This is a genomic window from Pseudomonas sp. (assembly GCF_049300855.1).
GTDB lineage: Bacteria > Pseudomonadota > Gammaproteobacteria > Pseudomonadales > Pseudomonadaceae > Aquipseudomonas.
Window position 1 is genome coordinate 274,537 of record NZ_JBAQKH010000016.1, and the last position, 25,339, is coordinate 299,875.

A 25,339-nucleotide genomic window follows, 5' to 3' on the forward strand; every position below is an offset into this window, starting at 1 on the left:
AGCGATAGCAATCTGACAGCCAACATCTATGTTGAATGTGCAGACGCCATCGCTGGCAAGCCAGCTCCCACAGTGGTTTATGGAGTTTTCGAAATGGAATTGGGTGTATTGCTTGGTCCAGTTATCACACAGCCCCAATTGGGCGTTTTTTTTGCAGCCTCGGGCGGGCATACTAGGCCGTCCATTACCCTGGTGCCGCCCGCCCCTATGCTTCGCGTCCTGATCGCCCTTGCTCTGACCTGCCTGCTCCAACCGGCCTTCGCTGACGAGCGCGCGCAAACCCAACAGCAGTTGGACGCCACGCGTCAGGACATTGCCGAGCTGAAAAAGCTGCTGAACAAAGTTCAGGAAGAAAAATCCGGCGTGCAGAAAGAGCTCAAGGGCACCGAAACCGAGATGGGCAAGCTGCAGAAGCAGGTCGACGCGCTGCAGAAAGAACTGCAGAAAAGCGAATCCGAGCTACAGCGACTCGATGCCGAGAAAAAAAAACTCCAGAGCGCGCGCACTGAACAGCAACGACTGATCGCGATCCAGGCCCGTGCGGCCTACCAGAACGGTCGTCAGGAATACCTCAAACTGCTGCTCAACCAGCAGAACCCCGAGAAATTCGCCCGCACCCTCACCTATTACGATTACCTGAGCCAGGCCCGCCTGGAACAGCTGAAGAGCTTCAACGAAACCCTGCGCCAATTGGCCAATGTCGAAAAAGACATCGCCGCGCAGCAAGCGCAATTGCTGGTGCAGAAAAGCAGCCTCGACACCCAGCGCGATGAGCTCGACAAAGTACGCAAGGAACGTCAGCAGGTGCTCGCCAAGCTCAACGACGACGTAAAGGCGCGCGATCAGAAACTCGCCGCTCGCGAGCAGGATCAGGCAGACCTGTCTAAAGTCCTTAAAACCATTGAAGAAACCCTGGCCCGTCAGGCCCGTGAGGCAGAAGAAGCGCGGCAGAAAGCGCTGATCGCCCAGCAGGAAGCGGAAAAAAAGCGTTTGCGTGAGGCGCAGGCTGAAAACAGCGACGCCCCACGAAAACCTGCCAGATCCACTCCCGGCGCGCTGGTGTCCAGCAGCGGCGAGACCTTCGGTGGCCCTTTTGCTGCAACCCGGGGAAAACTTCCTTGGCCGGTTGATGGTCGACTGCTGGCACGCTTCGGCGAAAGCCGTGGCGACGATGCCCGGACCAAGTGGGACGGCGTGATGATCAGCGCCTCCGCCGGCAGCCAGGTGCACGCCGTACACGGTGGCCGCGTGGTGTTCGCCGACTGGTTGCGTGGCGCCGGGCTGCTGGTGATCCTCGATCACGGCAACGGTTTTCTGAGTCTTTACGGTCACAACCAGACGCTGCTCAAGTCGGCTGGGGACGTGGTTAAAGCCGGTGAGTCCATCTCCACTGTCGGTAACAGTGGCGGCCAGGACACACCAGCGCTGTATTTCGCAATTCGTCAGCAGGGTCACCCGAGTGATCCGGCGCAATGGTGTCGTGCGCAAGGATAAGCGCACCGCCTAATTAAGGAGTTCGTTCGACATGCTGCATTTGTCCCGCCTTACCTCGCTGGCCCTGACGATCGCCCTGGTGATCGGCGCGCCCCTGGCGTTCGCCGCGCAACCGGCCCCGGCCGTCGCTCCGGCAGGCACTGCCGCGACCTCCAAGGCACCGCTGCCGCTGGAAGAGTTGCGCACCTTTGCCGAGGTCATGGACCGGATCAAAGCCGCTTACGTCGAGCCGGTGGACGACAAGACTCTGCTGGAAAACGCGATCAAGGGCATGCTCAGCAACCTCGATCCGCACTCGGCCTACCTGGGCCCTGAAGACTTCACCGAACTGCAGGAAAGCACCAGCGGTGAATTCGGCGGCCTGGGCATCGAAGTCGGCGCTGAAGACGGCTTCATCAAGGTTGTCTCGCCTATCGACGACACCCCGGCATCGAAGGCCGGGATTCAGGCTGGCGACTTCATCGTCAAGATCAACGGTGCGCCGACTCGCGGCCAGACCATGACCGAAGCCGTCGACAAGATGCGCGGCAAGATCGGCCAGAAAATCACCCTGACCCTGGTGCGCGATGGTGGTACGCCGTTCGACGTCACCCTGGCGCGCGCCGTGATTCAGGTGAAGAGCGTCAAGGCGCAACTGCTGGAAAGCGGTTATGCGTATATCCGCATCACCCAGTTCCAGGTCAAGACCGGCGATGAGGTTTCCAAGGCCCTGGCCAAGCTGCGCAAGGACAACGGCAAAAAGCTCAACGGCATCATTCTCGACCTGCGCAACAACCCCGGCGGCGTGTTGCAGGCCGCAGTGGAAGTGGTCGACCACTTCATCACCAAAGGCCTGATCGTCTACACCAAGGGCCGCATCGCCAACTCCGAACTGCGCTTCTCTGCCACTGGCAAAGACGAAAGCGAAGCGGTGCCGATGGTAGTGCTGATCAACGGTGGCAGCGCCTCGGCTTCGGAAATCGTCGCCGGCGCCCTGCAGGATCAGAAACGCGCGGTGGTCATGGGCACCACCAGCTTCGGCAAAGGCTCGGTGCAAACCGTGCTGCCGCTGAACAACGACCGCGCACTGAAGATCACCACGGCGCTGTACTTCACGCCGAATGGCCGTTCGATTCAGGCACAAGGCATCGTTCCGGACATCGAAGTACGCAAGGCCAAGATCACCAACGAGGCCGATGGCGATTACTTCAAGGAAGCCGACCTGCAAGGCCACCTCGGCAACGGCAACGGCGGCGCGGACAAACCGACCGGTTCCGGCGCCAAGCCTAAAGCCATGCCGCAGGACGATGACTACCAATTGGCCCAGGCCCTGAGCCTGCTCAAAGGGCTGAGCATCACGTCCGGCCGTTGAGGATGTCTTTGCGTTTCGTCTGCGTTCTGTTGTGCTGTCTGGCGGGTGCTGCTCACGCAGAGCCCGTCAGTCCGAAGCCACACAAGGCCTACCTGACACTGATCATCGACGACCTGGGGCAGAACCTGCCCCGGGATCGCCGCGTGCTGGCCCTGCCCGGCCCGGTGACTACGGCGATCATGCCGGACACCCCGCACGCCACCGAGTTTGCCCGCGAGGCCCATCGCGCTGGCAAGATCGTCATCCTGCACATGCCCATGGACCCGGCCACCGGCCCGTACGCCTGGCACCCGGAACTGCCGATCGAAGAGCTGGAAAAACGCCTCGACGCTGCGTTCAAAAAGGTCCCCTACACCGCCGGTATCAATAACCACATGGGCAGCCGCATGACGGCGCAGCCGCTGGCAATGGCCTGGTTGATGGGCGAGTTGCAGCGCCGCCACAAGTTCTTCGTCGACAGCCGCACCAGCGCGCAAACCGTCGCCGCGCAGCAGGCACAGAAGATCGATCTGGCCAGTGTGTCGCGGGATGTATTTCTCGATGACGAGCGCACCGAAGCGGCGATCTACACGCAGTTGCAGACCGCGATCAGCCTGGCGCACAAACAGGGTTCGGCAGTGATGATCGGGCATCCGTATCCGCAGACACTGGCGGTGCTGGAGCGCGAATTGCCCAAGCTGAAGGCCCAGGGCATCGACTGGATCGATATCAAGCAGATGATCAGTGTGCGCAGCAATCGCGCCATGGCGGGTCATGGCAAAGACGGGATCTATCGGTAATAACTTTTCCCGGCCCAATACATAGTTACCGCCAGACGCCCGGCCCGTATCCGGATAGTGAGACCTGTAACAGGTCGCGACTCCCCTGAGTCGCCATTCAACTATCAGGATTTACCATGACCACACATGACCACATTGCTGTGCCTGTCGGGGCAGCGCAGGCCATCCGCCACGACAACCTGCTGATCAGCTTCACCACCGAGTTTTTGCGCATCTGGGACACCGCCGGTTCGCGGGCAAAACCGGTAGCTTTCTGGCGCCCCACCCCCGCCGCTGATGTGCTGCCCGGCTATTTTCCGCTGGGGGATGTGGCCAATGATGGCCACGACAACATCAGCGGTAGACACGTGGTGGCGGTGGTTTGCGAGGCTGAAACAGCCAGTGCAGACCCTGCCAAAGGCAAAGCACTGCGTCGCCCTGAAGATTACCAACTGATCTGGAAAGATTCCGGCTCTGGCGCAAAGAGAAATGGTGCCATCTGGCGCCCGGTTCCTCCCACAGGCTACGTGGCACTGGGTTCGGTGTGTTCAGACGGCCACGAAAAACCTTCGCTCAACGCTGTCCGCTGCGTGCGTATCGACCTGGTCAGCGCCTCAGGTCTCGCCGAACCTGTCTGGAACGACAAGGGCAGCGGTGCACGACAAAGTATCAGCACCTGGAGTGCCGTTCCGCCAGCGGCCGCGTCGGATGAAATTCATCTGGCACCCGGCACTTTTGTCGGCTGCAGCGGATATGCCAGACCGGCGGAACTCACCGTCTATTCGCTCTGCATGCCGATCTCGCTTCAGGCGGGTCCGCGCCCAGTCGCGCCCGCCCTCGACAGTGACACACCGGGCCCCGTGCAGGCGCCCGAGCAACCTGCTTACACCGCCCGATTGCCTTGGTTCACGGTCAAAGATCCGCAACTTGCGCCACCGCAACAATTGCTTCAGTCGCCGTACTATTTACTGCAGCGCACCGATCATTATCAGCTCGTCGGCCATTGCCACAATAGCGAGAACCACAGCAGGACGTTCCGCTGGACCGCGCCCCGCGCACAGCAATCCGAAAGCCTGCGCACCTTCACCGACACCACCTCGATCGAGTTCGGCGTCCAGTGGCAAAAAAATCTGCCGCGTCCTTTTCTGTTTTCGGCGCGCTTGAACAACGACTTTAGCCAGTGCGAATTCCATTCCAACGAATGGCGCAACCCGGCGCCCATTGACGTCGCCGCCGTCATCGCCGGTAACCGTTCAGTGGCGGTGTATCTACTTCAGAGTGATTATTCGCTGCTGCGCGCGGACGGCACACGCGTCACCAGCGACATCAGTTACACCGACAGCAACAGCTTGCACTTCAGCGAGTACATGGCGCCGCAACCGAACTCGATTATCCCGCGGCAAGAGCAACCACAACTGCAAGACGACATCGCCACGTCTGCTGCGCAGAGCGAAATCGCCAATGAGCCAGCGCAGGCGTCATTACCGGCCGTTACAGATAACGCCCCATGATTTCGTCGACAACGCCGTCCTTGCGCATTTGATCCAGCGCAGCCTGCAACTTGCTGACAACCGCGTCTGACACGTCCTTGTTCAGTGCAAGATAAAGTTCGGCGCTGTTGAAGCGCAGCACGGTTTTGAGCCCGGTGACGCCATCCTGACGTGCCAGATAGCGTCCAGCGGGGTCACCGGTGGCCCACAGATCGATCTGCCCGCTGACCAGCTTCTTCGCGTTGTCTTGATCGCGCAGCACGACAATCGGCTTCAGGCCCTGCTTGGCCAGCGTCTCGGCAATCGCATCGCCCTTGTAGGCGCCGATCTTGTACTTGCGCGCGTCCTCAAGGGTTTCGAGGGTGATCTTGCTGTCAGCCTTGGCCAACATGATCCAGTCGTCAGGGCCGATCGGGCCGACCCATTTAAAGAGTTTTTCCCGGTCCGGCAGGCGCGCCATCACAAAGGCGCCGTATCCAGGGTTTTCCAGGGCGAGTTTGTAGACGCGCTCCCAGGGGAAACGCAGGGTCAGGCTGTAAGTGACGCCGGCACGCTGGAACATTTCACGGACGATGTCGGTGGCGATGCCATTGATGTTCTCGCCCTGGGCGAAATTTTTACCGTTCTTCGCCATGTTGTACGGCGGGAAGTTTTCGGTGAGCAGCACCAGATCGGTGTCGGGACTGTTTTCGGCGCGGGCCGTGTTGACGAGCAACATCGAGGCGCTGGCGAGAACAAGAAGCAGGCGTTTGATCATGTCGGGCTACCGAATTCCATGGCGTGCCCAAGAGTGCCTTGGGTCGGTCATGCTGTCCACTGGCCTGTATGGATTTAGATGAACTCGTGCCACCTCGCCACCTTGGGCAACCCTATGGATGATGTCCTTACCATTAAGCGTTTTTTCTGATTTCAATCGATTCAAAAACTACCGCTCAACCTGTCCTCCTTACAATTGGGCACAGTCCAGACAAGATAACTATCAACTCATTAAATTAAACTCGACCGCCAGCCACTATCATTTTTATAAACGACTAAGGATCGGTCATGAAGTTTATATATAAAGCCTTCATTACTTTAACCCTGATAACCCTCACACTTTCCAGCGTATCTTGCGCGAATACTTTCCCAGAGGCATCAGAACCACTGCTCCTGAGCAACCTCGATGGTCAGAATGATCATTTGAGCGGCATCGGACAAATATATATAGGCGATCGTCGCTACTGCACAGCTTTCCTGCTGGATACGCGCGATGCCCATAACAATGCGACCGGACCTGCGTACATTTTGACCAATGCGCACTGCGCTTCAATCAGAGTAGGTACAGCTGTAGACACGGCGTACTACGGCCAGATGCAGTTCAATTACTTTCATGACACTTTGGCCGAGGCCAGGCGATACGACATCCACAAGGTGAAATGGGCCAGCCTGGCCGGCAGCGACATCGCGATTCTGGAGTTGAACCACGACCTTGCCACCTTGATCGACGACGGCATAAACCCACTCAAGGCTGCAGCGATTGCGCCCGACGAACCCCGCCAGGTCAAGGTGATCGGCGCGCCGTCGAGCGCCCCTGGCCTGCGCCGCTCCACCTGTACTCAGGAACCTGCCGACTCGACGCTGATCAAGTATCTGGCTGTTCATACCCGCTATCAGAAACAGGATTGCAAAGGGATCGAACCAGGTTCATCCGGATCTCCCGTCATGGATGCAGACACCGGAGAGGTCACCGGCGTCATGTCCGGAACCACTTACGGCATCGTTGCAGACGATTTGTGCTTCTGGCATGGACTGTGTGGAACCCGTGAAAGTCGGTCCCTGCTGCCCGACCAGGCCAGTCAAAGTTTCCCCATCGATTATCTTTTGCCATGTTTCAATAATGGCCGCTTCAACATTGATGCGCTTGTTTGCCCGTTAAAACCAAACTTTAACTTCCGAACCAGATCGGTCACGGATATCGCATTACACAAAGCCCCCTTCGCCCCCAGTGAAGCAACACCCAACTGGGCTATGAAGTTCTCCATGAATACTGATTTCTTTCGATATAAAAGCGTGCGCGACGCGCAGACTTGTTACTTTCCTGAACACTACAGCAACCCAATAAGTACACATAGCGCAGTCATTAATGCACCCATCGGACGAGAGGTCGGACTTTACTACCTGTGCATGGTGGGTGTTGATTCTGCCGAACAACGGCTAACAGCCAGATCCCTGAAAAATGCACAAATCCTCTCGGCTCGTCTCGTCAGTCCCGTCTCGATCCGGTTGCCGGAACCAGCACCGGTCATCAACCCTGGCAACGAGGACCTGTTGATCGAATACCGTAAAAACGAGGACCGGAACATCTGGACCCGGGTGTATGCAGGTCCGGCGAATACAACCGATTGCTCGACGATTGATCCGAAGAACTACAGCAAGATAGGCGACAGTTTTCTGGTGCCGAACGGTGCCCTGCCTTTGACACTGTGCAGTTACACCGAGGATCGCAACCTGAGTACTTCAGACGTTCGAACAGATGACCTGCCGCGCCCACAGGCAGATTGAAGATGAAGCAATCGAGATGCAGATTCGCTTGAACGAAGCGCAAGGAATCTGCCCCCGACGGTGCTCGCCGTTATCGGCTCAACGCATCACGATGCCGCGTTTGGCCATGTAGGCCTTGGCTTCCTGCACGGTGTATTCGCCGAAGTGGAAAATACTCGCCGCCAGTACCGCGCTGGCGTGGCCTTCGAGAATGCCGTCAGCCAGATGCTGCAGGTTGCCGACACCGCCGGAAGCGATCACCGGAATGCCCAGCGCATCGCTGATCGCGCGGGTCACGCCGAGGTCGAAACCGTTTTTCATGCCGTCCTGATCCATGCTGGTCAGCAAGATCTCGCCGGCACCGAGGCCTTCCATTTTCTTCGCCCACTCGACCGCGTCGAGGCCGGTTGGCTTGCGCCCGCCGTGGGTGAAGATTTCCCAGCGCGGGGTTTCGCCAGGGCCCGAGACTTTCTTCGCGTCGATGGCGACGACGATGCACTGCGAGCCGAAATGCTGCGCGGCTTCACCGACGAATTCCGGGTTGAACACCGCCGCGGTGTTGATCGACACCTTGTCCGCGCCGGCATTGAGCAGATTGCGAATGTCCTGCACGGTACGCACGCCACCGCCGACAGTCAGCGGGATGAACACCTGGCTGGCCATGCGCTCGACGGTATGCAGCGTGGTGTCGCGCCCGTCGACGCTGGCGGTGATGTCGAGAAAGGTAATCTCGTCGGCACCCTGCTCGTCGTAACGACGGGCAATTTCCACCGGGTCACCGGCGTCGCGGATGTTTTCGAACTTCACACCTTTGACGACCCGGCCGTTGTCCACGTCCAGGCAAGGGATGATGCGTTTGGCCAGCGCCATGGTCAGTCCTCAGCCTTTATACGAATCGCAGAAAGCTTGCGCTTCGGCGACGTCGAGGGTGCCTTCGTAAATCGCCCGGCCGGTGATGGCGCCGATGATGCCCGGCGCCCTAGCGTCGAGCAGCGACTTGATGTCACCCAGATTGTGGATGCCGCCGGAAGCGATCACCGGGATCTTGGTGGCAGCGGCCAACGCGGCGGTGAACGGCACGTTGCAGCCCTGCATCATGCCGTCTTTAGCGATGTCGGTATAAACGATCGACGAGACGCCATCGGCTTCAAACTGCTTGGCCAGATCGATGACCTGCACGGTGCTGATTTCAGCCCAGCCATCGGTGGCGACGAAACCGTCTTTGGCGTCCAGGCCGACGATGATCTTGCCCGGGAACGCACGGCACGCTTCAGCGACGAATGCAGGATCTTTAACGGCTTTGGTGCCGATGATCACGTAGCTGACGCCGGCCTTGACGTAATGCTCGATGGTTTCCAGCGAACGGATACCGCCACCGATCTGGATCGGCAATGTCGGATAGCGCTTGGCGATTGCGGTCACCACTTCGCCATTGACTGGCTGGCCTTCGAACGCGCCGTTCAGATCGACCAGATGCAGACGGCGGCAACCGCCCTCCACCCACTTGGCAGCCATGCTCACCGGGTCATCGGAGAACACTGTGGAATCTTCCATGCGGCCCTGGCGCAGACGTACGCAGGCACCGTCTTTAAGATCGATAGCGGGAATAATCAGCATCTGGCAAACCTTCAAATTCGAATGTTCAGCTTGGCTCGGAAATCAGTTTTTCTCGAGCGCCCACAGGTCGCTTTCGATGCTTTCAAACCGCTCTTTGAGGTGGGTCTGCACATCGAAAATCGCCCTGTTGTAATAGTGCGGAGCAATTTCGCGGGTAAACAGCTCAAGAATTTCCGCCGCTTCGAACGAACCCAGGTCCAGTTCGAAACGGTCTTCCATGAACCGCTGAATCTTGCGATTGGCGTCACTCTCCTGCTCGGCAGTGAGGGTCAGGATCGGCGGTCTGGATTTCTTGGCGGCCATTTACCAGCGACCGTCCCATGCGGCGAAGTTCTGCAGCAATTGCAGGCCATGGGTATGGCTTTTCTCCGGGTGGAACTGCACGGCAAAACGCGAGCCATCGGCCAGCGCCGCAGCGAAATCGACACCGTAATGACCGCCACCGACCACTTGCCGCGCGTTGGCGGCAGCGATGTAGTAGCTGTGCACGAAGTAGAAACGCGCCATGTCCGGAATGTCATGCCACAGCGGGTGGCTGACTTTCTGCTTCACCTCGTTCCAGCCCATGTGCGGGACTTTCAGGTGTTCGCCGTCTTCATGCAGGTCTTTGCCGAAGAATTTCACCGCGCCCGGGAACAGGCCGATGCAGTCGACGCCGTCGTTCTCCTCGCTGGTATCGAGCAAGGCTTGCATGCCGACACAGATGCCGAGGAACGGACGATCCTGACTGACTTCACGCACCAGCGAATCAAAACCGAGACGACGGATTTCCGCCATGCAATCGCGAATCGCGCCAACACCGGGGAACACCACGCGGTCAGCTTCGCGAATCACGTTCTCATCGCTGGTGATCAGCACCTTGCCGGCGCCGACGTGTTCCAGGGCCTTGGCCACCGAGTGCAGGTTGCCCATGCCGTAATCGATAACTGCAACCGTCTGCATTACAGAACGCCTTTGGTCGATGGCATTTGCCCGGCCATGCGCTCATCCAGCTCAACGGCCATGCGCAGCGCGCGGCCGAAAGCCTTGAACACGGTTTCGATCTGGTGGTGAGTGTTGGTGCCGCGCAGGTTGTCGATGTGCAGGCTGACCAGCGCGTGGTTGACGAAGCCCTGGAAGAATTCCTGGAACAGGTCAACGTCGAAGCCGCCCACGGTGGCGCGGGTGTACGGCACGTGCATCTGCAGGCCTGGGCGGCCGGAGAAGTCGATGACCACGCGTGACAGCGCTTCATCGAGCGGCACGTAGGCATGACCGTAGCGACGGATGCCTTTTTTATCGCCGATGGCTTTGGCAAATGCCTGGCCGAGGGTGATACCGACGTCTTCCACCGTATGGTGGTCGTCGATATGCAGATCGCCCTTGCATTCAATATCCAGGTCGATCAACCCGTGACGGGCGATCTGATCCAGCATGTGCTCAAGAAAAGGAACACCGATATCGAATCGGGCCTTTCCGGTGCCATCAAGGTTGATCGAGGCTTTGATCTGGGTTTCCAGAGTGTCGCGCTCGACAGACGCCTTACGTTCGGCCATCACCAGCTCCGCAAAATCATTGGGCGAAAAAGGCAGCCATTATAGGCACGCGGGGCGTAAACAGAAACACGAGAGGTGAGATGGCTGACGGATAGAATGCCCGGCTGTCGCGGGTAGACATGTCCATACAAGCCATTACAGGCAGCGCAAAAACAAATGTGGGAGCGAGCTTGCTCGCGAATGCGGTGGATCAGCCAACAATTAAGTTGCCTGATATTCCGTCTTCGCGAGCAGGCTCGCTCCCACAGGTTCGGTGTTTATTCAGCTAACACCTTAGTGAAACAGTACCGCCGTCTTCTGCAGGGTTACCCACACACCCCACGCCAACGGAATACCCACCGCCAGCCACGCAGCGATGGCCAGCGGCTTGCTGCCCGGCGCGGCTTTCCACTCCAGAACCGTGCTGGCATCAGCACCTTTGTCGTGGCCCAGCGCCTGCTCGGCAGCCAGTTCCGCGTCGGTCATGAAGTACTTGTCGGCCACCGGGCGCACCAGCAGGTTGCACAGGAAGCCCAGCACCAAGAGGCCTGCGAGGATGTACAAGGTGATGTCGTAAGCAGCTGCGCGTTCAACGCCGATGCTCAACTGATACTCACGCAGGTAGTTCACCAGCACCGGACCCAGCACGCCAGCCGCCGCCCACGCCGTCAACAGACGACCGTGGATCGCGCCAACCATCTGCGTACCGAACAGGTCGGCCAGATAAGCCGGAACAGTGGCAAAACCGCCGCCGTACATCGACAAAATGATGCAAAACGCCGCCACGAACAGCGCAACGTTGCCCAGATGGCCCATGTTCGGGATCAGCGCGTACAGGGCAAAACCCAGGGCGAAGAACACGAAGTAAGTGTTTTTACGGCCCAGGTAGTCGGAGAACGATGCCCAGAAGAAGCGACCACCGATGTTGAACAGGCTCAGCAGACCGGTGAAGCCGGCAGCAATCGCCGCGATCGAAGCCAGTTGGCCGGCATCGAGCTGGCCAAACGGCACATCAACACCCAACAGTTTGCCGCCGAACACTTCCTGCAACAGTGGCGAAGCCATGCCGAGGATGCCGATACCGGCGGATACGTTCAGGCACAGCACCAGCCACACCAGACGGAATTGCGGGGTTTTCCACGCCACATTCACGTGCACGTGACGATTGGTGATCATCGCGTTCGCCGCTTTCTTCGCCGGAGCGGTCCAGCCTTCAGGCTTCCAGCCGGTTGGCGGCACGCGGTAAGCCAGAGCGCCACCGATCATGAACACGAAGTAGATCGCGGCCATGGCGACGAAGCTCTGCCAGACGCCGACACCTTCAGCCGAGCCGAAGTGGCTCATCAGCGCGGTTGCCAGTGGTGCACCGACCATCGCGCCGCCACCGAAGCCCATGATCGCCATGCCGGTCGCCATACCGCGCTTGTCCGGAAACCACTTGATCAGGGTCGAGACCGGCGAGATATAGCCCAGGCCCAGACCGATACCGCCGATCACGCCGGAGCCGATCCACATCAGCCAGATCTGGTGGGTATAAATACCCAGTGCCGAAATCAGCAGACCGCCGCACCAGCACAGCGCCGATACCACGCCAGCCTTGCGCGGCCCTGCGTGTTCCAGCCAGCCACCCCAGATCGCTGCAGAGCAGCCGAGGAAGATGAAGAACAGAGTGTAGATCCAGCCGAGCATGGAGATCGGCCAGTCGCATTGCGCCGAAAACACTTGTGTGATGAAGCTCATGTCCGGTGCGCAAGCCACCGGAGCGGTCACGCCCAGCGCCTTGGACAGCGGCAACCAGAACACCGAGAAGCCGTAGGCCATGCCGATGCACAGGTGGATGGCCAGAGCGGCCGGTGGCACCAGCCAACGGTTGAAACCGGGCTTGGCGATGATGCGTTCCTTGGACAGGAACGCGGGCTGGTCGGCTTTGAGGCCGTCCGCCGTAATGCTCGTGCTCATTGTGTATCCCCCAATTATTAGTATGGTTCGCCAGCCACTGTTCACCCTCGGCCTTATGCACGCAGGCATGACCGTTTTTTAAGGTGAAGCTCCTTGAAGGCGCGACGTTAAGTCGCAGAAGGACGGACGAACGGGCGAAGGTTACCATTTGCAGGTGACAGAAAAACCAAACTGATATCACCTTTTTTCATGTCATCTGATCTCTATACCCGGGGAAACGCATGCCAATCATTGTTCAGGCGCTCGAAGACAGCAGTTATCAGGATCAACAGGATTTGCAGAAAATCTACCGCGACGCGCCGCCGTGGCTGTTCGCGCCGTTTTCCGGGGAGATCGAACTGATCGAACGCAGCCTGGCGGACGGTTGTTTTATTGCCGGACGTTTCAATGATCGCCTGCTCGGCGCCGCGCGCCTGCAAAGGCACCATGACGTTTGGTACTTGTCCCATTTATGCGTACGAAAAGTTACCCGCCGCCGTGGGGTCGCTGAACGGCTGGTGAACCAAGCGCAGGAAATGGCGTCGCAAGCGGGGGCCGAACTGCGCCTGCTGGCACCTGCCGGGCATCTTGAAGCTCAGGCAATCGCAGCGAAGTTGCACGTCCCGCTGGAGGTACTGGCAACATGACGCCACACCGAACCGGGCATTTGCAGCGCTATACTCCCCGGCTAAATTACGAATTCGACTAATTACAAGGACTCGCCCATGAAAGCGTTCGGCAAAATCCTGGGTCTGGTACTTCTCGGGTTGTTGCTGATCATTGTGGCGGCAGGTTTTGCCCTGACCCACCTCTTCGATCCCAACGACTACAAAGACGAGATTCGCCAGATAGCCCGCGACAAGGCCCACATCGAGCTGACGCTCAATGGCGATATCGGCTGGAGCCTGTTCCCGTGGCTCGGCCTGGAATTGCACGAGGCCAGTGTCGCCACCCTGGTCAAACCTGCCGAACCGTTCGCTGATCTGCAGATGCTCGGCCTGTCCGTGCGCGTGCTGCCGCTGCTGCGCCGCGAAGTGCAGATGAGCGACGTGCGCGTCGAAGGCCTGAACCTGCGTCTGAACCGCGACAAAGACGGCCACGGCAACTGGGAAGACATCGGCAAGGTGCCCGCCCCCGCCGGAACAACGCCGCCAGCCGCTACGCCGGGCCAACCGGCCAACGAAGCCCCTGTTGCAGTGGAAAAGCCGCCGCAGCCGATCCGCCTCGACATCGACAGCCTGACCGTCAACAACGCGCGCGTTGAGTACAACGACGAGAAGACCGGCAAGCAGTTCAGCGCCGAGAGCATCCAGCTCAGTACGGGGCCGGTCCATGACTCGACCAATATCCCGGTGAAAGCCACGGCATTTCTGGGCACCAACCAACCCGTCCTGCGGGTGCGTACCGAACTCACTGGCGAGTTGCGCATCGAGCGTGCACTGCAACGCTACAAATTCGAAGACATGAAACTGTCCGGCGAACTGGCCGGCGATCCGTTGCAAGGCAAGACCATGACCTTCGCCGCTCAGGGCCAGATATCGTTGGACAAAGCGGCGAACGTCGCCGAATGGACCGGCATCAAGATCTCCGCCAACCAGTTGCGTGCGTTGGGCGAACTGAAAGCCAACGACCTCGACAAGACTCCGCAGATCACTGGCGGCCTTTCCATCGCCCAGTTCGATCTGGCGAAGTTCGTCGATAGCATCGGCCAGAAACTCCCGGCGATGGCCGAGGGCAGCCTGAGCAAAGTCGAGCTGGTCAGTCGCGTGGCCGCCACGCCCACCAGCGTCGCCTTCGACAACATCAACCTGAAACTCGACGACAGCAGCTTCAGCGGTCGCATCGCCGTCGAAGACTTTGCCAAGCAATCACTGCGGGCGATTCTCAAGGCCGATACGTTCAACGCAGACCGTTATCTGCCGCCAAAATCGGAAAAAGCCGCCAGCGCCACACAAACGCGTCAAGCCGAAGTTGCCAGCACTGAAGCCGATGCCATGGCCGGCGCGGGCTCCACGCCTCTGCCGGACAAGCCAAGCAAAACCGCCTGGAGCACTGAACGCCTGTTGCCGGTTGAACGGCTGGCCAAACTCGACATCGATGCCGACCTGACGTTCGGCCAGTTGACCCTCGACAAGTTGCCGATCCAGAACGCAGCCCTCAAAGCCACAGGCCAGGGCGGTCTGCTGACCCTGAGCAATCTGAGCGGCGAACTGTACAACGGCGGTTTTGCAGCCAACGGCACCCTCGATGTGCGTCCGAGCGCACCCGTGCTGAATGTGCAGACCAAACTCAACCGCGTGCCCGTTGAAAAAATTCTCGAAAGCCAAGGCAAGAACCCGCCGGTCAAGGGTCTGGTGACGCTCACCAGCAACGTGACCGGCAGCGGCAACAGCCAGCAGGCGCTGATCGACACGCTCAACGGCAACGCCAGTTTTGTCATCAACAATGGCGTGCTGCTCAACGCCAACCTTGAACAGCAACTGTGCAAAGGTATCGCCACGCTCAACCGTAAAACCCTCAGCGGCGAGCCACGCGGCAAGGACACGCCGTTCCAGGAGCTCAAGGGCAACCTGACTTTGCGCAACGGTGTCGCCAGCAACCCTGACCTGAAAGTGCGTATCCCCGGCATGACCGTCAACGGTGACGGCGACATCGACCTGCGCGTGCTCGGCATGGACTATCGCGTCGGCATCATCGTCGAAGGCGACACCAGTGCCATGCCGGATCCGGCCTGTCAGGTCGGCGAAAAATTCGTCGGCATCGAGTGGCCGCTACGCTGCCGCGGCCCACTGGAGTTGGGCGCCAAAGCTTGCCGCGTCGACAATGATCGTCTCGGTCAGGTCGCGACCAAACTGGCCGGCGACAAGCTCAGCGAAAAGATCGACGAAAAACTGGGTGACAAAGTCAGCCCGGAACTGAAAAACGCATTGAAGGGGCTGTTCAAGCGATGAGAGCGGAGCAGTTTTCCACGGCGGTGCTGGATTGGTTCGACCGCCACGGCCGCCACGATTTACCTTGGCAGCAAGACATCAACCCTTACCGGGTGTGGGTGTCGGAGATCATGTTGCAGCAGACCCAGGTCAGCACCGTGCTCAACTACTTCGACCGTTTCATGGCCGCGCTGCCGACGGTCGAGGCGCTGGCCGAAGCGCCGGAAGACGAAGTGCTGCACCTGTGGACGGGCCTCGGTTACTACACCCGCGCGCGCAATTTGCAGAAGACCGCGAAGATCGTCGTCAGCCAGTACGGCGGCGAGTTTCCGCGTGACGTCGAAAAGCTTACCGACCTGCCGGGCATCGGCCTGTCTACGGCCGGCGCCATCGCAAGTATCAGCATGGGCCTGCGCGCACCGATCCTCGACGGCAACGTCAAACGCGTGCTGGCGCGCTTTACCGCACAAGAGGGCTACCCCGGCGAGCCGAAGGTCGCCAAACAGCTGTGGGCCAACGCCGAGCGCTTTACGCCGCACGATCGGGTCAACGCCTACACCCAGGCGATGATGGATCTTGGCGCGACACTGTGCACACGCAGCAAGCCGAGTTGCCTGCTGTGTCCACTGGAACGTGGTTGCGAGGCGCACATGCTCGGCCTCGAAACCCGCTACCCGATTCCCAAGCCGCGCAAAGCCATCCCGCAGAAGCGCACGCTGATGCCGATGCTCGCCAACGGCGATGGTGCGATTCTGCTTTACCGTCGCCCCTCAACAGGTTTGTGGGGCGGTCTGTGGAGCCTGCCGGAACTCGACGACCTCGACGACCTGCAACATCTCGCCGATCAGCACTCGCTGACCATGGGTGAGCAGCAGGCGCTGCCGAGCCTTGTCCACACGTTCAGCCATTTTCAGCTGTCCATCGAACCCTGGCTGGTTCAGGTACAGGAGGCCAGCCATCACGTGGCCGAGGCCGACTGGCTCTGGTATAACCTCGCCACCCCGCCGCGCCTGGGCCTCGCCGCCCCGGTCAAAACCTTGCTCGAACGCGCGGCCGCCGTCTTGAATGCAGGAGAGTCGCCATGACCCGCACCGTAATGTGCCGCAAGTACAAAGAAGAACTGCCAGCCCTGGAACGCCCACCGTACCCGGGCGCCAAAGGTCAGGACATTTTCGACCACGTCTCCGCCAAGGCCTGGGCCGACTGGCAGAAACACCAGACCCTGCTGATCAACGAAAAGCGTCTGAACATGATGAACGCCGAGGATCGCAAATTTCTTCAGGGCGAAATGGACAAGTACTTCTCCGGCGAGGAATACGCCCAGGCCGAAGGCTACGTTCCGCCTGCAGAGTAAACCCGCAAAATCGGGGGTCGGATCGTAAGCGACGGAATTAATTTAAGAAATTTTAAAAAAGTCGTTGACGTAAATCCGAAAAACCCTTTTAATGCGCCCCGTTGCCCAGATAGCTCAGTCGGTAGAGCAGGGGATTGAAAATCCCCGTGTCGGCGGTTCGATTCCGTCTCTGGGCACCAAATACCGAAAACCCTGAATCGCAAGATTCAGGGTTTTTTTATGCCTGCGATTTGATCACGCCTCTCTCTGCGCCTCGCAACGCCCTCCTCCCGATACACCTCAAACCCACCTGTACTGAAAAATACCCAAAATCTGTATCTCTCCCCTTGTAGGAAAATTCGCCAGTATTCCTTCAAGCCTTGGCGAGCCAATGACTGGCTCTACTTTACGCCCCGCAACACTCTGGGCTCCTCAAGCCCTCAGAGCGCAAAACCTGATTTTTTGAATAGATCGGCGTCCACCGCAAGGTCACTTCCTGTCCAGCTAAAAAATCTAAAAACAAACCTAACAGGCGAACTGCATTTACTGCTTTTCAAACATTCCAGGATGAATGCTGGCGCCCCTGTGCGCCCGGCAAAAGAGCGAAACGGACTACGTATGATCAAGCAACTTATCAATGAAGATAGTTATGTGCAGATTGGCGATCTGTGCAGCGCAACGATCCAACTGAAAATCGAAGGACTGAATCCTGCCGGATCAATCAAGCTCAAAACCGCACACGCCCTGATCACGGACCTGGAAAACCAGGGCCGGATTCATCATAAGACCCGCCTGATCGAATCTTCCTCGGGGAATCTGGGGGTCGCGCTGGCCATGGTCTGCGCTGCCAAGGGTTACAAGTTTGTCTGCGTGATCGACCCGAACATTTCTGCGCCGAACAAAAAACTCATGCAGGCACTGGGTGCCGAAATGATCATGGTCGATCAGCGTGACGAAAACGGCGGCTACCTGAATTCGCGTATCCGTTTGATCGAGCAACTGGTCGCAGAGAATTCCGACTACATCTGGCTCAATCAATACAAAAACCCGACCAACCCCCTCGCTCACTATCAAGCGACCGCGAAGTCCATCGCCCATAAGTTTCCACACGTGGATTACTTGTTCGTCGGCGCCGGCACCACCGGTACTTTGGTGGGCTGCAAGAACTACTTCGCCGAACACCATCCGCACACCAAAGTGATTGCCGTCGATACGGTCGGCTCGGTGACCTTCGGTTTGCCGGGCGGCACGCGGCATATCCCGGGGCTGGGTACCAGCCGTCTGCCGGAGATCTTCGAACCGGCGGGGATTCACGACTTCGTATCGATCGCCGAGGAACAGACGATCAAGGTCTGCCGCTGGCTGGCGCAACGCTACGGTCTGCTTTTCGGTGGCTCCACCGGCACGGTCCTGGCGGGCATCCAGCAATGGGCGCCGCACATCCGTGCCGACGATATCGTCGTGGCGATCTCCCCCGACATGGGTGAGCGCTACCTCGAAACCATCTACTCCGATGACTGGGTCACCCAGCGGATCGGCGCAAACGCTTTGCAACCCCTCTTCCCAGAAATCGCTCTGGCACTCTCGGCGTAATCCCCATGACCACACACAACTCGATTCAACCGTTCCATGTCATTCCCGGCGCTGTCGTCAAGGACATCCTCAACGGCCTGCGTCACGAAACCATCGACATGGTCGCCCAGACCTACCTGACCCACGAGCGCGGCGAAACCGTTAACCCCGATAGCTACTTCCTGCGTTTTGCGGCGCAACCGGCGAACCGGATCATTGCCTTGCCGGCGGCGATCGTCGACAGCGAGGGCGATCAGTCCGTCTCCGGGATCAAGTGGATTGCCAGCTATCCCGACAACATCAAGTCAGGCATCCCACGGGCTTCGGCGGTGCTGATCCTCAACGATCCGGACACCGGCTACCCCTACGCCCTGCTTGAAGGCGCGCTGATCAGTGCCGTGCGCACCGCCGCGTCGGCGGTGCTCGGTGCCTGGTGGCTGAATGGCCAGAGCAAGAGCGCGCCGAAACTCTCGATCATTGGCGGCGGGGTGATTTCGCGGAACATCCTTGAGACGTTCATCGCCGACGACTGGTCGTTCGACAGCGTGGGCATTCACGACCTCAATGCAGAATCAGCACAAGCGCTGGCGGCGTTCGGCAAGCAACTCGGGGTGCCGGATGTGCAACTGTCGTCGCTGGAACAGGCACTGAGCGCCGACATCGTGGTGTTCGCCACCAGCGCCGGCGAACCTTACGTCAAGGGCAAAGGCACGTTCCGCCCGGGACAGATCGTGCTGAACATCTCGCTGCGCGATATCGGCGCCGAGATCATCGAAGAGAGTTACAACTACTTCGACGACGTGACCCATTGCCTGAAGGCCAATACCTCGCCGCATCTGGCAGAGCAAAAATACGGTCATCGTGATTTCGTTACCGGCACCGTCGGACAATTGATTCGCGGCGACCTGCAGGTTGCCACGGACAAGCCGCTGATCTATTCACCGTTCGGCATGGGCATCCTCGATCTGGCAATTGGCCGGATGATCCATGACATCGCGGTCAAGGACGGTTCGGCGGTCGCCATCCCATCCTTCTTCGGGGAGGAGCGCAGATGGTGACGGCGCCTCTGCACATCGGCCTGGTGGGCTGCGGCTCGCGCGGACTGTCGATTTTCGAACGCCTGCTGAGCCTTGCTGAGACGCGCCCGGAGCAGCCAGTCGTCATCGATATTTTCGATCCGAATGTGCTCGGAAGCGGCGCGCATTGGCCGGATCAACCGGACTATCTGCTGCTCAACACCGTCGCTGGTCAGCTCGGAGTTTTCCCTGACGCAGCGGCATTCGGAAACCTGACGGATGCACGGGAACGGCCGGGCGCGGATTTCCTGACGTGGTGCCACGAGCGGCGCATCAAGGTCGATGTGGACAGCGGACTGCTCGCCGCCGACGGCCGTGACGTCGAGCCACAGGACTTCCTGCCGCGCCATTTGCTCGGTGCCTATCTGGCCGACGCCTTCGCGAAAATCCTCGCGTCCGCGCCGCACTGGGTGAGCGTGAACCTGCATCAGCAGGCCGTCACCGCGGTCGAGCGCAACGCCGGTCAGCAATACCTGCTGCAGACCGCTTCGGGGGCTGCGGTCACCGTGGATCGGCTGATTTTGACGGTCGGCCATACCGGTCGCCTGCGCTCGGCGGATCGCAATCGCGTTGACGATGTCTATCCGCTGCCCGGCAGCCTCGCCACCATCGAGCCCGGCGAAACCGTGTTGGTCGAAGGGCTCGGGCTGGGTGCGATGGATACCCTGGCGGCGCTGACCTCCGGCAGAGGCGGTCGCTACAAGCGCATGGCCGACGGCAGTCACGCCTATCAGCCTTCGGGCCAGGAGCCGGTGCTCTTTATCCAGTCGCGGGACGGGCTGCCGTTTCGCACCCGGCCCAACGGCCTGATTGACTGCCCGCGCCATCGCGCCGTACTGCTGACGAGTGTGCGCATCCAATCCCTGCGGGCAAGCAGCCACAACCGACAGTTGGACTTCGAACAGGACATCCTGCCGCTGATGCTGCTGGAGATGCGTGCGGCGGCCGTCGCCGTCGTGCATAGCCCATCAGCGCCAGAGCAGGTGCTGGAGCGACTCAGGGCCGTCAGCGTTGCGGGCGAACCCGGTGTTGTCGCCTGTGAGGCGTTGCTGCGCGATTACGAGGCGGCTGGCGGCTCGATCGATCCGCAGGCGCTGATCTGGCATGCACTGCCCGACGACGTGCAGCCCTACAACTATCACGCCTGGATCTACGACACCCTCGAAGCCGATTTGCACGAATCGCGACTGGGGCGCGGAGGATCGGCGACCAAAGCCGCCATCGAAGTCTGGCGCGATCTGCGTGATCGCCTGCGTGAGGCCGTCGATTTCGACGGGCTGACCGACGCGTCGCATCGGCAGTTCTATGGTCGTTGGCACAAGGCGATCAACCGCCTCGTTGCGGGCCCGCAAAAAGAGCGCCACGCCGACCTGCTCGCCCTGTGTGACGCCGGCCTGTTGACATTCCTCAAGCCCGGCTCGCGCCCTGCGATCAACGACTTCAAACGCGTCGCCGGTTATGTCCAGAGCAGCGGCGTGAGCAACAGCGACTGCGCGCCGGTGCGTGATCTGGCGCGGTTGGGCCTTATCCGCCCGCGAACCGATGAACCAGGCATCGACGGCATCGACGTCGATGCCGCATGCCACCCCAAGTCGAGTGCAGGTGAACCGGTGCGCAACATTTGGGTACTCGGCCCGCTCGCCGAAGGTTCTTGCTACTACAACCACTACGTCACCTCGGCGGGCGCACCTTCGCGTCTGTTCATGGACGCCCATCGAGCCGCCACTGCCATCCTTGAGACAGGGACTTCAGCATGAAGCTTTTCTACCAGACGCATTCACCCTACGCCCGCAAGGTGCTGGTGCTGGCTCACGAACTCGGCATCGCGTCGAGCCTGGAAGTGATCCACCACGAGACCAGTCCGACGTCGCCAAACGAGACCATCTACAAGGCCAACCCGCTGGGCAAAGTGCCGGTGTTGATCCTGCCTGACGCCACGGCGCTGTTCGATTCCATCGTGATCTGTGAATACCTCGACGACCTGAGCGACGGGCCGAAACTCATCCCGGCAAACGGCCCTGAGCGCTACAAGGCGCTGCGCCTGCAAGCATTGGCGCAGGGCATGTGCGATGTCGGCATCAAGCTGCGCTGGGAAGTCGAGCGCCGCCCCGAGGCCTTGCGCTATCCGGCCTACGCCGACGGCCAGGCGTTCAAACTCAAGGAGGCTTACCGCTTCATCGAAGAACACGTCGACCTCAATGGCCCGCTCACCCTCGGCCACATTGCCCTGGCGACCGCGCTCGACTGGATCGCCTTTCGCCAACTCTCGGACTTTTCCGCTCAAGTGCGCCTGACCGAGTGGTATCAGACTTTTTGTGAGCGGGCGTCCATGCGGGCGACCGAGTACAGCGGGCAGACTCACGATTAAGTTAAGGAAAACCGGGTATGAGTTCTCTTTTGTTGCAAATGTCACCGATCGCGCTGGTGATCGCGCTGATTCTGATCGTCCGCCGACCACCGGTGCAAGCCGCGCTGGCCGGCGTAGTGCTGGTACTCGTGCTGTGGGCATTGGGCGCTGCCGGCCCGGTGTCGGCGGCAATCAGCGCGGCGATCTTTCAGGACACCACCATCCTGTTCCTCAGCACGGCGTGCGTGATCGTCCCGGGGCTGGCCTTTGTCATCCTGGTCGAGCGCGGTGGCGCGCCGCAGGCCATCGGCGCCTGGGTCAAGGAGCTCGGCTGGACACCGCCGGCGCAGGTCATCTTCATCGTGCTCGGCCTCGCACCGCTGCTTGAAGCGATGACCGGTTTCGGCGTTTCGCTGATCGCAACCGTGCCGTTGCTGATGGGGCTGTTCACCCGCCAGTCGGGGATGAAAATCGCCCTCGCCGGGATGGTCATCATGCCGTGGGGCACACTGGGTCTGGCCACCGTGATCGGCGCGCTGTTGGCGCATTTGCCGGCACAAACCCTTGGCAGCCATTCGGCGCTGATCAGTGCGCCAGTGTTCTTCTGCCTGGCGGCGATTGCTCTGTGGCAGGGTGGCATCCGCACGGTGTCGCCGTGGCTTGGGCTGATCGTGGTGACGGCGCTGTTCGTCGCGGTGCTGTTCACCATCAACCTGTGGATCGGCCCGGAAGTCTCCGGTGTGCTGGCCGGTCTGGCGGTGGCTTGCGTCGGCCTGGGGATCTCTTACGCACAACGAAAAAAACTGGTGCGCTGGCCGAACGCAGCCTGGCCCTATCTGGCCTTGCTGGGGGTAATCGTTGCGTCGCGCGGGCTGTTCGTCCTGTCGGGCTGGGATGCGCTGTGGATCATCAAAGGCGAACATGTTTCGTGGAAGCCATTGGCCTCCCCGGGGCTGGCGTTGCTGATCGTCACGCTGTTGATGGCAATCAAGCAAAGCGCCGCCGCAGGTTTCCCGTGGCGAGCGCTGTTCAACCGGGCGAAATTTCCGGTCACGACAATTTTCCTGTTCCTGCTGCTGTCGCAGGTGATGGTCAACGCCGGTTTCCTGGTCGAAGCACAGCGCACACTGCAATCGTTGTCGGGGATTTCCCTGGCGCCAACCATCGCAGTGCTGGCGGGGCTTGCCGGTTACGTCACCGGTTCCAACGTCGGCGGCAACACCCTCGTCATGCCGTCCATTGCTGCGCTGAGCAGCGAACACGGTGCCTGGCTGGCCGCGATGGTCAACAGTGCCGCCGGGCATGGCGCGCTGGGGTCGCTGTCGATCCTGTCGCTGATCACCGGGCTGGCGGGCGCCAATCGGCAGGAAGAAAACAACCTGATCCGATTCGCCTTCGGCCTGGTTGCGCTCAACATCGTCATAGTTGCTGCAACGGGGATCGTTTTGCTCTACTTTCTCTGAATTGTTTCGAGACATCACAGAGAACTTATGGACAGGTTTGATCTACCGGACAAACGCTGGCGGATAGTCAAGGACTGGATTATTCGTCAGATCGACAGCGGTGAGTGGGCAGCCGAAGCGAAACTGCCCTCGATCCGTACGCTGGCGCGAATGTTTGAAACCAGCATCACCACCGTTCAGCGCGCGTTGGCGGATCTGGAAGCCGATGCTTACGTTTCGACCAAACCGCGCATCGGCTACTTCGTCTCAGCCTCAGGACAAGCAAAACCCACCCGGGGTTTTGACTTCTCCAGTGTCACCGTCAACGTCAATCATGCGGTGGTCGCGATGCTTTCCCAAGCGGCCTCGCGCACCACCGCGTCGTTGAATTCCGCGGTGTTGCACAGCGACCTCACACCCAACGTGCTGCTCAACAAATGCCTGTCGGTATTGGCTGGCAAAGCTGACAACTCGCTGACCGGACTGGTCGCACCACCCGGTCTGCCGGCACTGCGACGGCGCATCGCCGGGCTGATGCTGACCCGCGGCGTGGTCTGCGGGCCGGACGATATTCTGGTGACGTCGGGTGACACCATTGCCCTGGAACTAGCCCTCGAAGCCGTCGCATCGAAAGGCGCTACGGTCGCCATCGAAACGCCGACGTATTACGGCATCCTGCAGACCATCGAACGCTTGGGCATGCGCGCCATGCCCATCCGCACGCACGGCAAACTCGGCCTTGATGTCGATCACCTCGAAGAAGCGTTGAAGCTGAAAAAGGTCGCGGTGATCTTTCTCAACCCAACCCTGCAGAACCCGCGAGGTTTCATCATGCCCGACGAGACTCGCGCACGGCTGTCACAGATCGCGCGCGAAGCGGACGTGCCGATTATCGAGGACGACATCTTTTTCGACCTGGTGCCGGAAGGCGATCGCCCCCGCGCCATCAAGAGCTACGACACCAGCGGGCAGACGATTTACTGCTCGTCGTTCTCCAAGACCATCGCGCCGGGTTATCGCGTCGGCTGGTGTCTGGCCGGCAAGTACCGCAATGCCATTCTGGCGCAGATGTTTTCGCGCAATCTGGCGGTTTCCAGCCTTGCGCAAAATGTCCTCAACGAATTTATCGGGCGCGGCTACATGGAAGAGCACTGCGCCAGACTCCGCTCGCAACTGTCTTCGCTGGCCAGTTTTGTCGAAGCGCTGGTGCGTACGGATTTCCCTGCGGGCACGGTGTATGTGCCGCCGCGTGGCGGGTTCATCCACTGGATTGAACTGCCGCTACACACCGACATGTCGGCATTGCAGGATTTAGCCAGCGAACGCGGCTGCCACGTGGCTGGCAACGGCATCTTCTTCGCCGACGGGCATGCAACCACGGGTGTGCGCATCTGCCTTGGCACTGCGCTGACTCCGGCAGTGATTGAGCTCCTCAGGGTGATTGCCGAATGCGCGCACCTCGCCGGTCGACCCTCGGATGGGCGGCAAAACCTGACCGAGCAACATCAAGAGACAGTCGTTTCCTGAGCGTAAAAGGATCGTTGCAGTAACCCTTCATGAATCAGAAAAGAACCCGCATTCCCCTGCCCCATCCGCCGCCGTATCGCCAGAGCCGGACAACCTTTTGGCTGACCGTGCTCGTCGGCGTACTGATTGCCTTCGCCCTCTGTGCATCGATCTACATACTGATCGACAGCTGGATCAGCGGCGCCATCACCACCACCAACCGCGGCCCGAAGCACACTTATCACCTGGCTGTGCAACCACGACGGTTCTGGATCGAGTTTGTCTCGCAAAGCATAGGCACCGTGTTTCTGCTGGCTGCCGGGGTGTTCGGCTTGTGGATTTATCGCAAAGTGCAGGAGCCGGCGGAGAAGCCCAAAGGCAAGCGCATACGACGATAATCGGGTGGGGCCGGTTTCAGAGCGTGTTGACGTAGTCGATGGGCAACAGAACT

23 protein-coding genes and 1 tRNA gene are annotated in these 25,339 nt (G+C 59.9%); 17 read left to right on the top strand and 7 right to left on the bottom strand.

Translation table 11 applies throughout. The annotated features are described in order from the left end of the window. The first annotated feature begins 207 nt into the window (after nt 1–207). From WA225_RS06310 to WA225_RS06325, 4 genes are all read left to right on the top strand, one after another. Nucleotides 208–1,494, top strand: a complete 1,287-nt coding sequence (locus WA225_RS06310; RefSeq protein WP_422607268.1) for a murein hydrolase activator EnvC family protein — start codon at nt 208–210, stop codon at nt 1,492–1,494. 31 nt (nt 1,495–1,525) lie between these two features. Next, nucleotides 1,526–2,845, top strand: coding sequence for a S41 family peptidase (locus tag WA225_RS06315; protein WP_422607269.1), 1,320 nt, complete (start codon nt 1,526–1,528; stop codon nt 2,843–2,845). A 2-nt stretch (nt 2,846–2,847) separates the two neighbouring features. Beyond that, nucleotides 2,848–3,624 carry a divergent polysaccharide deacetylase family protein gene (locus WA225_RS06320; RefSeq protein ID WP_422607270.1) on the top strand — a complete coding sequence of 259 codons (777 nt, stop codon included), beginning with the start codon at nt 2,848–2,850 and terminating at the stop codon, nt 3,622–3,624. Nucleotides 3,625–3,740: 116 nt separating this feature from the next. Continuing rightward, a complete protein-coding gene (locus WA225_RS06325; protein WP_422607271.1) occupies nt 3,741–5,114 on the top strand; it encodes a Vps62-related protein in 1,374 nt (457 codons plus the stop codon). Here WA225_RS06325 and WA225_RS06330 read toward each other — a convergent pair. Next, complete coding sequence (locus tag WA225_RS06330) at nt 5,095–5,850, bottom strand: substrate-binding periplasmic protein (protein WP_422607272.1); 756 nt, start codon at nt 5,848–5,850, stop codon at nt 5,095–5,097. The genes WA225_RS06325 and WA225_RS06330 overlap by 20 nt on opposite strands. Nucleotides 5,851–6,137: 287 nt before the next feature. Here WA225_RS06330 and WA225_RS06335 point away from each other — a divergent pair, with 287 nt between their 5' ends. Then, nucleotides 6,138–7,634: a trypsin-like serine peptidase gene (locus WA225_RS06335; protein ID WP_422607273.1), complete on the top strand. Its 1,497-nt coding sequence runs from the start codon at nt 6,138–6,140 to the stop codon at nt 7,632–7,634. Nucleotides 7,635–7,712: 78 nt separating this feature from the next. Here the strand turns inward: WA225_RS06335 and hisF are convergent, their stop codons facing one another. From hisF to WA225_RS06365, 6 genes are all read right to left on the bottom strand, one after another. Beyond that, entirely contained in the window at nt 7,713–8,483 is a 771-nt protein-coding gene (hisF, locus tag WA225_RS06340) for an imidazole glycerol phosphate synthase subunit HisF (protein WP_007909211.1), read from the bottom strand. A gap of 9 nt (nt 8,484–8,492) precedes the next feature. Continuing rightward, nucleotides 8,493–9,230, bottom strand: a complete 738-nt coding sequence (gene hisA / locus WA225_RS06345; RefSeq protein WP_422607274.1) for a 1-(5-phosphoribosyl)-5-[(5-phosphoribosylamino)methylideneamino]imidazole-4-carboxamide isomerase — start codon at nt 9,228–9,230, stop codon at nt 8,493–8,495. 42 nt (nt 9,231–9,272) lie between these two features. Further along, nucleotides 9,273–9,533, bottom strand: a complete 261-nt coding sequence (locus WA225_RS06350; RefSeq protein ID WP_422607275.1) for a DUF2164 domain-containing protein — start codon at nt 9,531–9,533, stop codon at nt 9,273–9,275. Continuing rightward, nucleotides 9,534–10,172, bottom strand: a complete 639-nt coding sequence (hisH, locus tag WA225_RS06355; protein WP_422607276.1) for an imidazole glycerol phosphate synthase subunit HisH — start codon at nt 10,170–10,172, stop codon at nt 9,534–9,536. It abuts the gene before it with no gap. Next, complete coding sequence (gene hisB, locus WA225_RS06360; RefSeq protein WP_007909204.1) at nt 10,172–10,765, bottom strand: imidazoleglycerol-phosphate dehydratase HisB; 594 nt, start codon at nt 10,763–10,765, stop codon at nt 10,172–10,174. Before hisB ends, hisH begins: the two co-directional genes overlap by 1 nt. Nucleotides 10,766–11,038: 273 nt before the next feature. After that, nucleotides 11,039–12,703 carry an OFA family MFS transporter gene (locus WA225_RS06365; RefSeq protein ID WP_422607277.1) on the bottom strand — a complete coding sequence of 555 codons (1,665 nt, stop codon included), beginning with the start codon at nt 12,701–12,703 and terminating at the stop codon, nt 11,039–11,041. Nucleotides 12,704–12,924: 221 nt separating this feature from the next. Between WA225_RS06365 and WA225_RS06370 the strand changes: the two genes are divergently transcribed. The 12 genes from WA225_RS06370 (at nt 12,925) to WA225_RS06425 (ending at nt 25,286) form a co-directional block, all read left to right on the top strand. After that, on the top strand, nt 12,925–13,329 hold the full coding sequence (locus WA225_RS06370) for an acetyl-CoA sensor PanZ family protein (RefSeq protein ID WP_422607278.1): 405 nt from the start codon (nt 12,925–12,927) through the stop codon (nt 13,327–13,329). A gap of 78 nt (nt 13,330–13,407) precedes the next feature. After that, entirely contained in the window at nt 13,408–15,633 is a 2,226-nt protein-coding gene (locus WA225_RS06375) for an AsmA family protein (protein ID WP_422607279.1), read from the top strand. Then, the gene (mutY, locus tag WA225_RS06380; protein ID WP_422607280.1) at nt 15,630–16,697 is read left to right on the top strand and encodes an A/G-specific adenine glycosylase; all 1,068 of its coding nucleotides are present in this window, start codon (nt 15,630–15,632) and stop codon (nt 16,695–16,697) included. The genes WA225_RS06375 and mutY overlap by 4 nt, the downstream gene beginning before the upstream one ends. After that, a complete protein-coding gene (locus WA225_RS06385; RefSeq protein ID WP_129387754.1) occupies nt 16,694–16,966 on the top strand; it encodes an oxidative damage protection protein in 273 nt (90 codons plus the stop codon). Before mutY ends, WA225_RS06385 begins: the two co-directional genes overlap by 4 nt. Before the next feature lie 103 nt (nt 16,967–17,069). Next, nucleotides 17,070–17,145: transfer RNA gene (locus WA225_RS06390), tRNA-Phe, on the top strand. A gap of 418 nt (nt 17,146–17,563) precedes the next feature. Next, entirely contained in the window at nt 17,564–18,538 is a 975-nt protein-coding gene (gene sbnA / locus WA225_RS06395; RefSeq protein ID WP_422607281.1) for a 2,3-diaminopropionate biosynthesis protein SbnA, read from the top strand. A 5-nt stretch (nt 18,539–18,543) separates the two neighbouring features. Next, nucleotides 18,544–19,575, top strand: coding sequence for a 2,3-diaminopropionate biosynthesis protein SbnB (sbnB, locus tag WA225_RS06400; protein WP_422607282.1), 1,032 nt, complete (start codon nt 18,544–18,546; stop codon nt 19,573–19,575). Further along, nucleotides 19,569–21,350 (top strand): FAD/NAD(P)-binding protein, encoded by a 1,782-nt coding sequence (locus WA225_RS06405; RefSeq protein ID WP_422607283.1) that lies wholly within the window; start codon nt 19,569–19,571, stop codon nt 21,348–21,350. Before sbnB ends, WA225_RS06405 begins: the two co-directional genes overlap by 7 nt. After that, nucleotides 21,347–21,961, top strand: a complete 615-nt coding sequence (locus WA225_RS06410; protein WP_422607284.1) for a glutathione S-transferase family protein — start codon at nt 21,347–21,349, stop codon at nt 21,959–21,961. The genes WA225_RS06405 and WA225_RS06410 overlap by 4 nt, the downstream gene beginning before the upstream one ends. Before the next feature lie 17 nt (nt 21,962–21,978). Beyond that, a complete protein-coding gene (locus tag WA225_RS06415; protein ID WP_422607285.1) occupies nt 21,979–23,403 on the top strand; it encodes an L-lactate permease in 1,425 nt (474 codons plus the stop codon). Nucleotides 23,404–23,430: 27 nt separating this feature from the next. Continuing rightward, on the top strand, nt 23,431–24,909 hold the full coding sequence (locus WA225_RS06420; protein WP_422607286.1) for a PLP-dependent aminotransferase family protein: 1,479 nt from the start codon (nt 23,431–23,433) through the stop codon (nt 24,907–24,909). Between the two features lie 29 nt (nt 24,910–24,938). Then, entirely contained in the window at nt 24,939–25,286 is a 348-nt protein-coding gene (locus WA225_RS06425) for a hypothetical protein (protein WP_422607287.1), read from the top strand. Nucleotides 25,287–25,339: the final 53 nt, after the last annotated feature.

What these genes read in the sequence shown, in the direction of transcription:
- WA225_RS06310 (WP_422607268.1), top strand. Translation starts at nt 208, where the DNA reads ATGCTTCGCGTCCTGATCGCCCTTGCTCTGACCTGCCTGCTCCAACCG.
- WA225_RS06315 (WP_422607269.1), top strand. Translation starts at nt 1,526, where the DNA reads ATGCTGCATTTGTCCCGCCTTACCTCGCTGGCCCTGACGATCGCCCTG.
- WA225_RS06320 (WP_422607270.1), top strand. Translation starts at nt 2,848, where the DNA reads ATGTCTTTGCGTTTCGTCTGCGTTCTGTTGTGCTGTCTGGCGGGTGCT.
- WA225_RS06325 (WP_422607271.1), top strand. Translation starts at nt 3,741, where the DNA reads ATGACCACACATGACCACATTGCTGTGCCTGTCGGGGCAGCGCAGGCC.
- WA225_RS06330 (WP_422607272.1), bottom strand. Translation starts at nt 5,850, where the DNA reads ATGATCAAACGCCTGCTTCTTGTTCTCGCCAGCGCCTCGATGTTGCTC.
- WA225_RS06335 (WP_422607273.1), top strand. Translation starts at nt 6,138, where the DNA reads ATGAAGTTTATATATAAAGCCTTCATTACTTTAACCCTGATAACCCTC.
- hisF (WP_007909211.1), bottom strand. Translation starts at nt 8,483, where the DNA reads ATGGCGCTGGCCAAACGCATCATCCCTTGCCTGGACGTGGACAACGGC.
- hisA (WP_422607274.1), bottom strand. Translation starts at nt 9,230, where the DNA reads ATGCTGATTATTCCCGCTATCGATCTTAAAGACGGTGCCTGCGTACGT.
- WA225_RS06350 (WP_422607275.1), bottom strand. Translation starts at nt 9,533, where the DNA reads ATGGCCGCCAAGAAATCCAGACCGCCGATCCTGACCCTCACTGCCGAG.
- hisH (WP_422607276.1), bottom strand. Translation starts at nt 10,172, where the DNA reads ATGCAGACGGTTGCAGTTATCGATTACGGCATGGGCAACCTGCACTCG.
- hisB (WP_007909204.1), bottom strand. Translation starts at nt 10,765, where the DNA reads ATGGCCGAACGTAAGGCGTCTGTCGAGCGCGACACTCTGGAAACCCAG.
- WA225_RS06365 (WP_422607277.1), bottom strand. Translation starts at nt 12,703, where the DNA reads ATGAGCACGAGCATTACGGCGGACGGCCTCAAAGCCGACCAGCCCGCG.
- WA225_RS06370 (WP_422607278.1), top strand. Translation starts at nt 12,925, where the DNA reads ATGCCAATCATTGTTCAGGCGCTCGAAGACAGCAGTTATCAGGATCAA.
- WA225_RS06375 (WP_422607279.1), top strand. Translation starts at nt 13,408, where the DNA reads ATGAAAGCGTTCGGCAAAATCCTGGGTCTGGTACTTCTCGGGTTGTTG.
- mutY (WP_422607280.1), top strand. Translation starts at nt 15,630, where the DNA reads ATGAGAGCGGAGCAGTTTTCCACGGCGGTGCTGGATTGGTTCGACCGC.
- WA225_RS06385 (WP_129387754.1), top strand. Translation starts at nt 16,694, where the DNA reads ATGACCCGCACCGTAATGTGCCGCAAGTACAAAGAAGAACTGCCAGCC.
- sbnA (WP_422607281.1), top strand. Translation starts at nt 17,564, where the DNA reads ATGATCAAGCAACTTATCAATGAAGATAGTTATGTGCAGATTGGCGAT.
- sbnB (WP_422607282.1), top strand. Translation starts at nt 18,544, where the DNA reads ATGACCACACACAACTCGATTCAACCGTTCCATGTCATTCCCGGCGCT.
- WA225_RS06405 (WP_422607283.1), top strand. Translation starts at nt 19,569, where the DNA reads ATGGTGACGGCGCCTCTGCACATCGGCCTGGTGGGCTGCGGCTCGCGC.
- WA225_RS06410 (WP_422607284.1), top strand. Translation starts at nt 21,347, where the DNA reads ATGAAGCTTTTCTACCAGACGCATTCACCCTACGCCCGCAAGGTGCTG.
- WA225_RS06415 (WP_422607285.1), top strand. Translation starts at nt 21,979, where the DNA reads ATGAGTTCTCTTTTGTTGCAAATGTCACCGATCGCGCTGGTGATCGCG.
- WA225_RS06420 (WP_422607286.1), top strand. Translation starts at nt 23,431, where the DNA reads ATGGACAGGTTTGATCTACCGGACAAACGCTGGCGGATAGTCAAGGAC.
- WA225_RS06425 (WP_422607287.1), top strand. Translation starts at nt 24,939, where the DNA reads ATGAATCAGAAAAGAACCCGCATTCCCCTGCCCCATCCGCCGCCGTAT.